The sequence below is a fragment of the Bradyrhizobium sp. SMVTL-02 genome, from assembly GCF_051853005.1.
Classification (GTDB): domain Bacteria; phylum Pseudomonadota; class Alphaproteobacteria; order Rhizobiales; family Xanthobacteraceae; genus Bradyrhizobium.
Map to the genome: position 1 here is coordinate 7,008,535 of NZ_CP182469.1, position 12,911 is coordinate 7,021,445.

Annotated in this window: 8 protein-coding genes and 1 pseudogene; 4 read left to right on the forward strand and 5 right to left on the reverse strand. The window is 61.4% G+C overall.

All coding sequences use genetic code 11. The features are described 5' to 3' along the window. Positions 1 to 130: 130 nt before the first annotated feature. From ACNJYB_RS33505 to ACNJYB_RS33515, 3 genes are all read right to left on the reverse strand, one after another. Positions 131 to 5,365 (reverse strand): beta strand repeat-containing protein, encoded by a 5,235-nt coding sequence (locus tag ACNJYB_RS33505; RefSeq protein ID WP_439370836.1) that lies wholly within the window; start codon positions 5,363 to 5,365, stop codon positions 131 to 133. Positions 5,366 to 5,664: 299 nt separating this feature from the next. Next, positions 5,665 to 6,348 (reverse strand): helix-turn-helix transcriptional regulator, encoded by a 684-nt coding sequence (locus ACNJYB_RS33510; RefSeq protein ID WP_439370838.1) that lies wholly within the window; start codon positions 6,346 to 6,348, stop codon positions 5,665 to 5,667. Between the two features lie 641 nt (positions 6,349 to 6,989). Continuing rightward, positions 6,990 to 7,526: an ATP-dependent DNA ligase gene (locus ACNJYB_RS33515; RefSeq protein ID WP_439370839.1), complete on the reverse strand. Its 537-nt coding sequence runs from the start codon at positions 7,524 to 7,526 to the stop codon at positions 6,990 to 6,992. A gap of 184 nt (positions 7,527 to 7,710) precedes the next feature. Between ACNJYB_RS33515 and ACNJYB_RS33520 the strand changes: the two genes are divergently transcribed. Both ACNJYB_RS33520 and ACNJYB_RS33525 read left to right on the forward strand, forming a co-directional pair. Further along, the gene (locus ACNJYB_RS33520; protein ID WP_439370841.1) at positions 7,711 to 8,667 is read left to right on the forward strand and encodes a hypothetical protein; all 957 of its coding nucleotides are present in this window, start codon (positions 7,711 to 7,713) and stop codon (positions 8,665 to 8,667) included. Positions 8,668 to 8,784: 117 nt separating this feature from the next. Further along, positions 8,785 to 9,363, forward strand: coding sequence for a HEPN domain-containing protein (locus ACNJYB_RS33525; protein ID WP_439370842.1), 579 nt, complete (start codon positions 8,785 to 8,787; stop codon positions 9,361 to 9,363). A 10-nt stretch (positions 9,364 to 9,373) separates the two neighbouring features. Here the strand turns inward: ACNJYB_RS33525 and ACNJYB_RS33530 are convergent. Beyond that, a pseudogene (locus tag ACNJYB_RS33530) lies at positions 9,374 to 9,541 on the reverse strand (transposase); the annotation flags it as partial. 470 nt (positions 9,542 to 10,011) lie between these two features. Here ACNJYB_RS33530 and ACNJYB_RS33535 point away from each other — a divergent pair. Beyond that, complete coding sequence (locus ACNJYB_RS33535; RefSeq protein WP_439370843.1) at positions 10,012 to 10,620, forward strand: MgtC/SapB family protein; 609 nt, start codon at positions 10,012 to 10,014, stop codon at positions 10,618 to 10,620. Here the strand turns inward: ACNJYB_RS33535 and ACNJYB_RS33540 are convergent. Further along, on the reverse strand, positions 10,617 to 11,000 hold the full coding sequence (locus ACNJYB_RS33540) for an NUDIX hydrolase (RefSeq protein ID WP_439370844.1): 384 nt from the start codon (positions 10,998 to 11,000) through the stop codon (positions 10,617 to 10,619). The two genes, ACNJYB_RS33535 and ACNJYB_RS33540, sit on opposite strands and share 4 nt — an antisense overlap. Before the next feature lie 752 nt (positions 11,001 to 11,752). On the opposite strand from ACNJYB_RS33540, the gene ACNJYB_RS33545 reads away from it, so the two are divergent. Then, the gene (locus ACNJYB_RS33545; protein ID WP_439370845.1) at positions 11,753 to 12,862 is read left to right on the forward strand and encodes a ring-opening amidohydrolase; all 1,110 of its coding nucleotides are present in this window, start codon (positions 11,753 to 11,755) and stop codon (positions 12,860 to 12,862) included. Positions 12,863 to 12,911 lie beyond the last annotated feature (49 nt).

A 12,911-nucleotide genomic window follows, 5' to 3' on the forward strand; every position in this document is an offset into this window, starting at 1 on the left:
GCGGAGGTAACCGGCCTGATGATCTTGAAGGCCCCGACGTGCGACATCGTCGGGGCTTTTTTTGGAGGTTATTTACCTGGGACGCGCTGAGAATGTCCATCGGTTTGTATTTGATGCGCGTCTCCTTCGGTCAGACGATGAAATCCGTCGTGTGCAGTAGCGGCGCTCCTACCAGCATCACGACGCCGTCGTTGCTCGCATTGTACCCGGCTGTGTTGTCGTTGATGACGACGTAGGTTCCGGCATCCGTCCCGCCTGTGATGGTGACTTCAGCGGCTCCATTCTTGCTGAGATTGCCGGTATTGAGAACGCTTGCGAGATCTGCGGCAAGATTACCGGTGCCACCAGATTTCACGATGCCGGTGGTCAAGCCCATGAGCTTGTGTCCGATCTGCAAGTGATCACCTGAGGTGAAATCGATGGTGTCGAACGCCGGAGCGAGTGAGTTTGCCAGGTTCGTGAAGACAAATAGGTCACCTCCGTCGCCGCCGAACAAAGTGTTGGCGGCCGAATTACCCGTGAGCGTGTCATTTCCTGATCCGCCGGTGACGTTCTCCACGCCCGAGATCGAATTGAAGCCTGTTGCGGTCGAGGTTGACAGGTTGACCGACACGCCTGAGGTGGTTCCGGTGTAGCTCAGAGTATCGGTACCGGCACCAAGATCGAGGAAAGCTTTCTCGACGTTAGTGATTGTCCCACCCTCCACTCCACTGAGCAAAACGCCGGACACAACGACGTGGATCGTGTCGGCGCTGGAACCAGGCATGCCGGTGATGGTGAGAGTGTCTGCCTGTTTGCCGCCGTCAATCGTGTCCGCACCGTCGCCAACTCTGTAGAGGAAGTTATCGTTGCCGGCGCCGCCCTTCAGAATGTCATTGCCGAGGAGGCCCTGTAACGTATTGTTGCCGTCGAGGCCGGTGAGCGCGTCCTCCTCATTCGTGCCGGTGATCGTCGGGTCGTTATTAATCAGCGATACGCCAGCGACGTTGGTCACTGTGACCGCAATCGCCTGCGTGTCGATGCCGCCGTTGCCGTCCGCGACCTGCACAGTCACGTCGTAGACGTTGTTGGCACCTGCATCGCCCGGAGCTTCGAAATCGGGGGCCGTAACGAAGGTGAGCGCGTGAGTCGTCGCGTTGAGTGTGAACTTGGCAGCGTCCGCGCCGCCACTGATCGTATAGTTCAACGTCTGCCCTGCATCTGGGTCGGTTGCGACAACAGTCGTCACCGCGGTGCTGTTCTCTGCGACCGAAACCGCCGCCGTGTCGCCGCCGCCGTTCGAGGTGATGGTCGGGGCCTCGTTCGCGTTCTGCACTGTGACCGCGATCGCCTGCGTATCGATGCCGCCATTGCCGTCCGCAGCTTGGACGGTCACGTCATAGACGTTGTTGCCGCCGGTGTCGCTCGGAGCCTCGAAGTTTGGCGCCGTGACGAAGGCGAGCGCGCCCGTCGTTGCGTTGATCGAGAACTTGTTGGAGTCCGCGCCGCCAGAGATTGAATAGGTCAAGGTCTGTCCGTCCGGGTCGCTCGCGGCGACCGTCGTCACCGCCGTGGTATTCTCGGCCGTTGAAATCGCCGCGGTGCTGCCGCCGCCATTCGAGGTGATCGTCGGCGCCTCGTTCTGGTTGGCTACTGTGACCGCAATCGCCTGCGTGTCGATGCCGCCGTTGCCGTCCGCGACCTGCACAGTCACGTCGTAGACGTTGTTGGCACCTGCATCGCCCGGAGCTTCGAAATCGGGGGCCGTAACGAAGGTGAGCGCGTGAGTCGTCGCGTTGAGTGTGAACTTGGCAGCGTCCGCGCCGCCACTGATCGTATAGTTCAACGTCTGCCCTGCATCTGGGTCGGTTGCGACAACAGTCGTCACCGCGGTGCTGTTCTCCGCGACCGAAACCGCCGCCGTGTCGCCGCCGCCGTTCGAGGTGATGGTCGGGGCCTCGTTCGCGTTCTGCACTGTGACCGCGATCGCCTGCGTATCGATGCCGCCATTGCCGTCCGCAGCTTGGACGGTCACGTCATAGACGTTGTTGCCGCCGGTGTCGCTCGGAGCCTCGAAGTTTGGCGCCGTGACGAAGGCGAGCGCGCCCGTCGTTGCGTTGATCGAGAACTTGTTGGAGTCCGCGCCGCCAGAAATTGAATAGGTCAAGGTCTGTCCGTCCGGGTCGCTCGCGGCGACCGTCGTCACCGCCGTGGTATTCTCGGCCGTTGAAATCGCCGCGGTGCTGCCGCCGCCATTCGAGGTGATCGTCGGCGCCTCGTTCTGGTTGGCTACTGTGACCGCAATCGCCTGCGTGTCGATGCCGCCGTTGCCGTCCGCGACCTGCACAGTCACGTCGTAGACGTTGTTGGCACCTGCATCGCCCGGAGCTTCGAAATCGGGGGCCGTAACGAAGGTGAGCGCGTGAGTCGTCGCGTTGAGTGTGAACTTGGCAGCGTCCGCGCCGCCACTGATCGTATAGTTCAACGTCTGCCCTGCATCTGGGTCGGTTGCGACAACAGTCGTCACCGCGGTGCTGTTCTCCGCGACCGAAACCGCCGCCGTGTCGCCGCCGCCGTTCGAGGTGATGGTCGGGGGATCGTTGACCGCGCTGACATCGATCGTCACGGTCGCCGTCTGGGACACATTTTCTCCCGGATCTATGCCAGCGCCGCCGTTCCAGTGCTGCGAAATTTGCGTGGTGGAGAGGGCGTGGTCCCAGATGGTCACGTTGTCGACGACACCATCGACAGTGAAATTGCGCGGGTCGCCGGCGTTGCGTCCGCCGATCAGAAGCGGCCCTGACGAGGGTATGATCGCGCCGCCTCCTGAGCCGCTAAGGACCTGGGTACCGTCTACAAACAGGTTGAAGGTTGTGCCGCTACGCTCGGCAACAAACTGGTGCCACTCTCCCGTGGCAATCGTCAGCGGATCTGACGTGAGGACTGCTACTCCAGCGGCATAGAATTGCAGACGGTGGTCCCCCAGAACCGTGAACGTCCAGCCCGGTCCGCTGTCGTTGGTAAACTTCTCAATCAAGGTCGATTCCCGGCTGAGGTCATCGAACTTGACCCAGAGCTCAACAGTAAAATCGCTCGAACCAAAATCGAAGGCCGAGGGGTCGGTGCTGAGCACGGCGCCGCTGCCCTTGGCGCCATCGAGAGCCAGCGCCTCGCCAAACAAGCCCGGCGCAAAGCCGGCGCCGCCAGTCAGCGCCAGGTGATGGTCGTTTCCGGAATCATCCGCGCCGCTGCCGCTGAAGGTCCAAGTCCCCGCCGTGCCGGCGCCCACCCCATCGTCGCGCACGTGGAAATCGAATGTCGCGTAGTCGCTGCCATTTGCATCGGCCCCTGCCGTGAAGGTCAGTAGACCGGAGGCGATGGCCGCCGGCGAGACGACAAGACCGCTTGCCACCTGCGCCGCCGTGATCGCGACGCCGTTCAACGCCAGCGTGCCGGCCGCGGGGATCGAAGTGATGACGATGTGGCGCAGGGCGTCGGAGGACTGATCAGCGTCGTTGAACGCGAAATCGGCCAGCGTGAACGTGTAGGTCGTATCTTCGGCCGCGGTCACGGTGGCGCTTGCGGTCGCCGGCGCCTCGTGCTGGTTCGTTACCGTGACCGCAATCGCCTGCGTATCGATGCCGCCATTGCCGTCCGCAGCTTGGACGGTCACGTCATAGACGTTGTTGCCGCCGGTGTCGCTCGGAGCCTCGAAGTTTGGCGCCGTGACGAAGGCGAGCGCGCCCGTCGTTGCGTTGATCGAGAACTTGTTGGAGTCCGCGCCGCCAGAGATTGAATAGGTCAAGGTCTGTCCGTCCGGGTCGCTCGCGGCGACCGTCGTCACCGCCGTGGTATTCTCGGCCGTTGAAATCGCCGCGGTGCTGCCGCCGCCATTCGAGGTGATCGTCGGCGCCTCGTTCTGGTTGGCTACTGTGACCGCAATCGCCTGCGTGTCGATGCCGCCGTTGCCGTCCGCGACCTGCACAGTCACGTCGTAGACGTTGTTGGCACCTGCATCGCCCGGAGCTTCGAAATCGGGGGCCGTAACGAAGGTGAGCGCGTGAGTCGTCGCGTTGAGTGTGAACTTGGCAGCGTCCGCGCCGCCACTGATCGTATAGTTCAACGTCTGCCCTGCATCTGGGTCGGTTGCGACAACAGTCGTCACCGCGGTGCTGTTCTCCGCGACCGAAACCGCCGCCGTGTCGCCGCCGCCGTTCGAGGTGATGGTCGGGGCAATATTGGCGGCCGCCGCCGGATCGATGATGATGGCACGGATTTGGGTCGGCCCAGGCTCATTGGACTGCCACGTGACGACCAAATTCCCGTCCGGCAGCGCCGTCACCGTGGGCTCAACTTGATCGCCCGCCGTGGTCGTGTTGACGATGAAGTCGTCGCCGGCCGCGGTGCCGTCGGCATTGAACAACCGGGCGCGGATGAGGGAGCCCGACCCATCGCCGCCGTCCGACGAGTACCATGTGACGGCAAAATGTCCATCCGGCAGCGCTGTCACAGTGGGCTCCGACTGACGGCCCGCGACTGTGCTGTTCACGATGAAGTCGCCGTCCGCCGCGGTGCCATCCGCATTGAACAGCCGGGCGCGGATGAGGAAGCCCGACCCGTCGCCGCCGTCGGCGGAGTACCACGTCACCACGAAATGCCCGTCCGGCAGCGCCGTCACCGTGGGCGCAAACTGAGCTAAGAACGTCGTGCTGTTGACGACGAAATCGTTGTCCACCGCGGTGCCGTCCGCATTGAACAGCCGGGCGCGGATGAGGGAGTCCGACCCGTCGCCGCCGTCATTCGACTGCCAGGTCACCACGAAATGCCCGTCCGGCAGGGCCGTCACTGTGGGCCCGCTCTGAGAACCGAACGTCGTGCTGTTGACGATGAAGTCGTCGTCCACCGCGGTGCCGTCGGCATTGAACAGCCGGGCGCGGATGAGAGTTCCGGACCCGTCGCCGCCGTCTTCCGACCTCCACGTCACCACAAAATGTCCGTCCGGCAGCGCCGTGACCGTAGGCTCAACCTGCGAGTTGAACGTCGTGCTGTTGACGATGAAGTCGTCGCCGACCGCGGTGCCGTCCGCATTGAACAACCGGGCGCGGATGAGGGAGCCCGACCCATCGCCGCCGTCAACAGACTGCCACGTCACCACGAAATGCCCATCCGGCAGCGCCGTGACCTCGGCCTCAATCTGGTCAAACAGCGTGGTCGTGTTGACGATGAAGTCGGCACCAACCGCGGTGCCGTCGGGATTGAACAGCCGGGCACGGATGTCCGTCGATCCGTCAAGTTCAAACGTCGTGTACGTCACCACGAAATGCCCGTCCGGCAGCGTCGTGACCGTGGGCTGGAGCCCGACTGTCCTTACGATGAAATCGGCCATGCTGACCTCCTCGTTTCTGAGTTGCGGACACGCATAAAGCTGGTGGCGGTTGAACAGGTAGACGCGGCTTACAAATCAATGACTCCGGCAGGCGCGTAAAAAAGGCGAGTCCAACTGGCGGTGCCGATCGAATGAACGGTTATTGCGGGGCCTCCCGCGCTCTTGCTTGTTCCTGTCGAAGGGTCTTGGGCGCACCACGCCCGAGACTATTCTGCGCGGCGCGCGGTTGAAGCGCATGATGCAAATGTACCAATCCTCTTACCCCATTCGAGGTGAGGATGAGACCAGCGAAGGACTGCTCAACGACACCCGAATATGCCGAGCGTACCGACGATCGCTGTCACGAGTTTCGCTTGCCGCCGCGTGCCGGTCTTCTCAAGAGCGGACGCGAGTTGGTTGCGCACAGTATTGCGCGAGTGCCCGCTGTCCTGTGCATACTCGACCAGGGTCCGGCCTGCGATCAGCGCGCTGACGAGTCGCGCCTCTGCGGCGGACAATTTGAACGCCGCCTGAATCGCCTCTGGGGGAATGGATAACGCGCACTCCGCCTCAATTACGAGGACAAGAACAGCCGCATCGACGCCACGACCGAGCATAGATTGCGAGCGATGGTTCGATCGGCTTGCCTGCTCCGACCTCATCGGCACGGCCCAAGCGACAAAAGCCCGTCCGGACGAGCGCGACGTCAACCGCACGGGCTGCGTCGTGAGCACCGCCGGTGAGCGCAAGGCGCACGTAAGGGCGGCCTTGAACGCCGCATTCTCGGCCGAACTAGTCGCGCACAGTCGCTTCGAACGATCGATGGACAGCACACTATCTTGATCTTGTCTCAACAGGTCCTTAGCTTTTTGAGAGGCGAGCAGGATTCGCCCGGCTCCGTCGACCACGACCGCGGCGAGCCTCAGCGCATCAAGGACACACGGCGCCAGCGCCGCCACGACACCATCCAGCTCCGCTTGCCGATGCACGCCGAGCTCGGTCATGGCAGCCACCAGCTGATTGCGCGCGGTGGCGCCACATATGCAGAGCAGCCGATCGGCTGCACGGTGTTGATCTCGGCAATTCTCAGGACGACACTCGCTTCTGCATGCGACCGCCCGTAGCGGCCGTTGAGCAGGTTGCTTGGAGGGCTTGGCGCAGGTCGACGATCGCTGATCATCAGTAGGACAACCCGAAATCCACGCACAGAATCGCTCCTTAACGGCAGTGAGCGGAGGTGTGTGATCACGTGGTCAGTGCGTTGCTTGAAGTGCCGTCGCCGTTCTGCCCCCACATGCCCAAAGTTGGGCAGCATAACTCAATCGACTGCTCGTCACCGACGGTGATACGACTACGCACCTGCATGCAAATCGAGTGGCAGTTGGCATTCAGAGAAGCGGGAAAGTGAAAAGCCTGCCGATGGCGCTGGCGCTGCCACTTGAAGTCACAGCGAAGTTCGGCGACGTCGCTGTTTGACGGACAGCAGATGGCAAGGAGTGCTTGCCTGTAGCGCCTATGCTCTCCCGGTTTTTGAGAAAGGCAATAATAACTGCATTGGGCATATTGTCGCGCCATTGTTCCGCTGATGAAACCAGAGTTGGACTTCCACAGAAGTCCGGCACGACCTCGGAGTGTAGAAACCCAATCATTGTGCGGCGGTGCGGCTCTGCAGTCGAGCCGAACACGGCCGGCACCCGCTGCGTACTTCATGCGAACGACGCTCGACGCGCTCTAGTGAGATCAGGCCCAAGGTCGCCACGATTGACGAAGACGCCTTCAGGGCCGCGCGCGCCAGCAGGCGCTCCAATTTCGTCTTCCGCATCGACAGGGGAAGCGTGCGGAGGTCGTCACCGCCTTCGGCGAGAATATCGAAGGCGCAGAACTGCACTTCATCATCGTGCCTGCGCGAGTGAAGCGCGTTGAAATCTGAGATGCCATTGATGCTCAGCACGACCGCTTCGCCATCGAGCACAAACTGCTTCTGGCGGACCTTGCGCGCGGCCTCGACGATCCAGGGATAGCGGGTTGACCAATTATAGCCGCCGCGCGTGATGAGACGCACGCGATCGCCATCGCGCTCCAAGCGGAGGCGATACCCGTCGTATTTCACTTCATGAAGCCAGTCCGGGCCGTCCGGGACGGTGGTGCCCTTGGTTGGCAGGCAAAATTCGAATGAACGCATGCGGGAAGGTCCAGCGCCCGCCGCGCGGGCGTTATCCACGCCCACGATGTGCCGTAGACGACCCTGGGCCGATCACCTATAGATTGATAATTTGCGAGTTCGTTTCACCACAGAGGAGGTTCGCTATGCTTGGGGGCGTCGTCTTGGTGTGCTTCGGCGCCGTGCGGCAAAGGTTGGAAATGCCATGATCGATCTAAGGGCGATAATCGCGACAATTGAAAAGCTGCTGGCGGAGGATACGCCGCAAAGCATCACCTATGCTGCCCTCGAATGTCGTCTCGGCATCGAGAAGGTTTGCTACGACCGCCTGAAGATCGCGCATGACTATATCGCGCACGAGGACTTGCGCGGCTGGCGACCAAGGGATGTTGTGGTCACCTTGATCACCGAAGTCGATAAACGCGCCACTTCGCAGCAAACCTTGTATATGGCGAAGCAGCCGTTTGACGCGTATCAGGTTTCGCTCGAAAATATACCGGACAAGGAATGGGTAAAGATCGGCACGCAAGCCGGGTTCGACGCCAAGCTGCTGAGCGAATACTGGCAGGCGCTTTCAAATCTCGCTCTGCATGTAGCGTTGCCGAAAACCAAAGACGAGGACATTCCGGCCTACGGCGACTTCAACAAGACGAAGGCAAAAGTCATCGAGGTGCTGGCGGAATTGAAGCGCTTGGTCGAGGTCGGCGGCATGCTGACCAGCGGAATTGGTCTAACAGAACACCTCAAGTGTGAGTGCGGCAGAACAATCCAGCGACGATCTGCCATGCTCAAACATGAGCAGGTCATAAACTGCATTGGAGGCGACTGCGACGAAAGTTTCTCCGTCTTGATCGAAAACGGGGAGGTCTGCTTCGTCCGGCGCGTGCTTCGGCTAGATTGCCACGATTGCGGCGAAGAAGTTGCCGTGCCAACCCGCCGCGCTGAAATGCTGAAGCCCGGCAAGCCCTTGACTGAGAAGTGTCTTAACTGCGGGACCGAGAATGAAATCGGGTGGGTCCTGATGAGAAGACAGAGGACCGCGCGACGGCGGCAGTTCAGCCAGTTGAGACGCGCCAGGCGGGCAGCACGCATCGATCGGGAGTGGTACCGCCGCATCTCCGAGCGGCGTGCGAGAAGGGCTGGTGGGTCAACGACAAAGTAGCAGCCGCATAATCCAAAGGCATCAGCACATGCTCGGCGCTTTGCGCAAATTGATCAGAAAGCCCCGCAGAAACCTTCAGCCCTTCACGCTGTACGCGAAGCCATACGGCATGAGCAGGTGATCAACATTACTGTGAGGACGACGGTGTCGCTGGGCGGCATCGTCGAAAAGCTCAATCAGTGGTTCCACAAATTCTTCACGCGCCGATCTGAAACGGTCCTCAAACGCGACGGCGCGACTGCAACCAACGTTACGGCGACCCGACTTATGGGCCTTTCCTTGGCCGACAACTATCTCGATGATGCCGAAGCATATCTGTCTGCCGCCAAGCAACTCACCGCAGACCTGTCTCATTTCTCACCGAAGTATTTCCTGCTTTCCCACGCCATCGAGCTTGCCATCAAGGCGTACATTCTGGCTAAGGGCGGCTGCGAAAGGGAAACGAAGAGGATCAGGCACGATCTGGACGCGGCACTGGCTCGCGCACTGGAATTGGGACTTCAACCCAGCGAGGACCTTCAGAAGCTCGTACAGCGCGTCGCGCCCGCGCACCGTGACTACTCGTTCAGATATAGCAGTGAGCCTTGGACACATATTTTGCCGAGCGCGGACAGTTTCGAGAACACCGTTGCCGAACTGATCAACCAAGTCTCGGCAGCCCTGCCAGACCACCACGCCGTGTTGAGGATCGGCTAGATCGGCGAAAGTACGGACCAAACATGTCGGGCAGATCACGCCAAGGTGCCCCAGAGCGCAAGACCCGGAAGATGCCATTGAAGACACGACGGTCGTTCACCTGAGGAACGCCACGGGGCTTATTAGCCAGCATGGGCTTGATGGCAAACCATTCATGATCGGCGAGTTCGTAGCGCATGATTCGAGCCCCCAGTTTGGAAGCTTGAATCACAGCGATCCGGTCGGACGCAATGCTTCGAGGCAGGCGCCCGTTGGACGTTTACGGGCAGAAGCGGACATCAGCCCTCCGACAATCCCTGTTGAAACCGTCGAAATGACCCGAAGCAGGCCTTGTGCCCAGAGTGTTAGCGCTGCGTGTGTGATGCGAAATGACGTTCGCTGTAGCTCGCATATCGCTTCGGCTGTCAGGTTTATTCTTGGCGTTTTCGGTCACTGTGTTAGCTTTTTCGAGGCGAGGTTAACCACACCTCCCTTGTGGCTCTGATTTACGCCTGGCCCTTTTGATTTCCCCGGGGGGCGTCTTCTTTTCGATGTGACTTCGTGAAAACGCATAGGAGGCGACCATGGGGCACGACGAGCTGGTGATTATCGTCAGAGTTGCTGGTGCTCTCACCATTGGCGCTATGATCGGGTTCGAGCGCACATTTCATGGACGCCCGGCAGGTTTTTAGAACGCATTCCCTCGTCTGTATCGCGTCAGCCATTCTCATGATCGTTACGGTTTATCAGCACCAGTGGATGACATTACTTGAACATGACGCCATCCGCACTGACCCGACCCGTATGGCGCAGGGCATCATGACCGGCATTGGATTTTTGGGAGCTGGCGTCATTTTCAAGGAGGGACTTACTGTCCGCGGATTAACAACGGCTGCATCCATTTGGGTGACGGCAGCTATTGGTATTCTGGTTGGAATCGGGTTCTGGTTTGCGGCGTTTGTTGGCGCCGTCGCAACCCTCATGGTACTCGCGCTGTTCAGGGTCATCGAGGTTCGATTGCCGAGCGAGTTCTATGCCCATCACATGTTACGCTTTGCTCGGGATAAGGTGATGGGCGAAAGCGAAGTCCACAAGATGATTGGCGATCACGGCTTTACGATTGCCAACCTGTCATCGCGACTAAGCGAGGGCGGGCAGCAGTTCGAGTACCGGATGACCATTAAGAGCCGCGACAGGCTCAATGCCGAACGACTTGCCAAACATTTGCGCGGCTTGCCCGAGGTGGTTGAGTTTCGCATTACCCCGACGGGCGACTAGGACCCTTTAGGAAATAGCTTGTCTCGAATATAGCGGGAGGTCGGCGTGAGCCTGATGCCGCGCGGCTTGCGCCAAGCCGCTTTATCGATCTCCTTCTTGTCGCCGATCTTTAAGCGACCCGCCGCGTTCTTGGCGACGAAAATCGCATCGCTCATCTTTCGCCCGGATCGACGGTTTGTACCCTTCACTTCTTTCCATAGCTTCATCGGCCCAAGCTTGAGCTTCGGCAATTCTTCGCTGATCTCACGGCGAAGACACTTTCTCTCGCTCTCACCTGCACGCTTGCGGCCGCCCGGGAACATCCAGAGCTTGTCGCGCCTCCGCCTGACCAGAAGCACGCGCCCGTTCTTCGCAGCAACAAGTTTCGAGGATTTCGCCATAGTCCCGCGAATCGACTTCACAATCCGAGCTAAGTCTAGAAGGCGGCGCCCCGCGCGGCGGCTCGCGGAGGGGCGGGTAGGCGTATGGATGCGAAAATATTTTTGGATCGCGGATCGCGACACAACGGTGGACACAAGGCAGTCAGAACATTGATATTACTGCGATTTTTGCGGTGAAACCTTCCCTGCGCAGTGGTTTTACGGCTTATGCCGAGCTCTCCCCGGGCAGCGATGCACTATTGCCCCCGTCGCCTTGCCGATAACTGACGCGCGCACCCGGTTGGGCCGCCACATCACGACAAGACTTGACGCACAGACCCCGGGCGTCAGGACGGCTCGATTTTACCGTACGCCGATCACACCGGTCGTATGCGCGAGGTATTTCGCTCACGGTTGCCCGCCCTGCAAAACCCTTCGCGCCGGTGTGGCCTTGCGTCCACCACGGCTCACCCCGCGTTCGTGACGATCGCGATACGCCGCTCTGACCGGGATGAGCTGGCGGGAGAATGCGATAAATCAGAAATTCTGCAAAGGCGAATATTTTCACGCGTGCGGGTTGACCCGCCGATCGGATGTTTTGGCCGTCGGCAACGCGAGATCTTGCAGGCCGGGTGAGCGGAGCGATACCCGGCCTGACATCGCGCCGCTCCGGCTGTGCTTCGCTCATCGGGCTACGGACCACTTGCACCTTGACACGCGCCCCCGTTCCACGGCTGGTGAGCCCCGCCGGGCCACCGAACCAAGGACTCCTCATGCGCACCACATCGGTCGGCGTCTTCAAAATCGCCACCACCGGCCCCGGCGACGTTTCCGGCCTCATGGCCATGATCGCCTCCGGCGCGATCGATCCGAAATCGATCCTCGCCATTCTCGGCAAGACCGAGGGCAATGGCGGCGTCAACGATTTTACCCGGGAGTACGCCGTGGCCGCGCTGTGCACGGCGCTGGCGCCGCAACTCGGTCTCACCCCGCACGAGGTCGAGCAGCGCATCGCCTTCGTGATGTCCGGCGGCACTGAAGGCGTGCTGAGCCCGCACATCACGGTGTTCACACGGCACGACGCCGAGCGCCCGGCCGGCCTGTCCGGCAAGCGCCTGAGCATCGGCATGGCGCAGACGCGGGACTTCCTGCCCGAAGAGCTTGGGCGCTCTGCGCAGATCGTGGAGACGGCCAAGGCCGTGAAGGCCGCGATGGCGGACGCCGGCATCCCCGAGCCCGGCGACGTCCATTTCGTGCAGATCAAATGCCCGCTGCTCACCAGCGAGCGCGTCGCGGCGGCCAATGTGCGCGGCAGCAAGACGGCGACCACAAGCGCCTACAGCTCAATGGCCTATTCGCGCGGCGCCTCCGCGCTCGGGGTTGCGGTCGCGCTCGGTGAGATCGGCCCCGACGTCCGCGACGAGGACGTGCTGCGCCGGTACGACCTGTTCTCCAAGGTGGCCTCCACCTCGTCCGGGATCGAGCTGATGCATAATGTCGTCATCGTGCTCGGCAACTCGGCGACCTCAGCGAGCGCGTTCGAGATCGGACATGCGGTGATGGATGATGCGATCGACGCCCCGGCGGTGCTATCGGCATTGAACAGCGTGGGGCTTGGCGTCGCGCCGCAAACCAGCGCGGGCCGCGCGCTCGTCAACATCTTCGCAAAGGCGGAAGCCTCGCCCGACGGCAGCGTGCGCGGCTTTCGCCACACCATGCTCGAGGACACCGACATCAGCTCGACGCGCCACGCTCGCGCTGCGGTCGGCGGCCTGATCGCGGGCCTCGCCGGCACCGGCGCGGTCTACGTCTCCGGCGGCGCCGAGCATCAGGGGCCGGCGGGCGGCGGCCCGGTTGCGGCGATCGCGCGACTGTCGGATTGAGACGGCCGCAGCTCCGGCCCTCCCGACCTCTCCGCCCGGCGCAACCCTG

Excerpts from the sequence above, each read along its gene's own strand:
- ACNJYB_RS33545 (WP_439370845.1), top strand. The coding sequence starts at position 11,753 with ATGCGCACCACATCGGTCGGCGTCTTCAAAATCGCCACCACCGGCCCC.
- ACNJYB_RS33515 (WP_439370839.1), bottom strand. The coding sequence starts at position 7,526 with ATGCGTTCATTCGAATTTTGCCTGCCAACCAAGGGCACCACCGTCCCG.
- ACNJYB_RS33505 (WP_439370836.1), bottom strand. The coding sequence starts at position 5,365 with ATGGCCGATTTCATCGTAAGGACAGTCGGGCTCCAGCCCACGGTCACG.
- ACNJYB_RS33510 (WP_439370838.1), bottom strand. The coding sequence starts at position 6,348 with ATGACCGAGCTCGGCGTGCATCGGCAAGCGGAGCTGGATGGTGTCGTG.
- ACNJYB_RS33535 (WP_439370843.1), top strand. The coding sequence starts at position 10,012 with ATGGACGCCCGGCAGGTTTTTAGAACGCATTCCCTCGTCTGTATCGCG.
- ACNJYB_RS33540 (WP_439370844.1), bottom strand. The coding sequence starts at position 11,000 with ATGGCGAAATCCTCGAAACTTGTTGCTGCGAAGAACGGGCGCGTGCTT.
- ACNJYB_RS33520 (WP_439370841.1), top strand. The coding sequence starts at position 7,711 with ATGATCGATCTAAGGGCGATAATCGCGACAATTGAAAAGCTGCTGGCG.